The organism is Achromobacter sp. GbtcB20, assembly GCF_019091095.1.
Taxonomy (GTDB): Bacteria; Pseudomonadota; Gammaproteobacteria; order Burkholderiales; family Burkholderiaceae_B; genus Achromobacter; species Achromobacter mucicolens.
This window is the reverse complement of record NZ_JAGXJZ010000875.1, coordinates 1-238: the sequence shown is the minus strand read 5'-3', so window position 1 is coordinate 238 and position 238 is coordinate 1. Positions and strand designations below refer to the sequence as shown.

The 238-nt window shown below is 50.8% G+C and carries 1 protein-coding gene; it reads right to left on the bottom strand.

Going from position 1 to position 238, the window contains the following annotated elements; translation table 11 throughout:
* Positions 1-238 (bottom strand): MBL fold metallo-hydrolase (locus tag KVT32_RS31480; protein ID WP_217619573.1); only part of this gene is annotated, 238 nt, incomplete at both ends.

The following is a 238-nucleotide window of genomic DNA, read 5'->3' as shown; positions in this document are numbered from 1 at the left end:
GCCGGGCAGCCAGAACTCTGATGCCGTTATACCTGGTCGATCGAGCAGGTCCGTCAGCCCGCCAGCATGGTCTTTATCATTATGAGTACATACGACCACGTCTAAGTGGATGTTCGGCTTGCCTAGCTGCTTCTTCAGAGCCAAGGCAAGGGAGGAGCCAGTGTAACCACCATCGACAAGAATGAGCTTTCCCATGTACTGCAAAAGATAAGATTCACCTTTAATCGGCAAAGCTGTT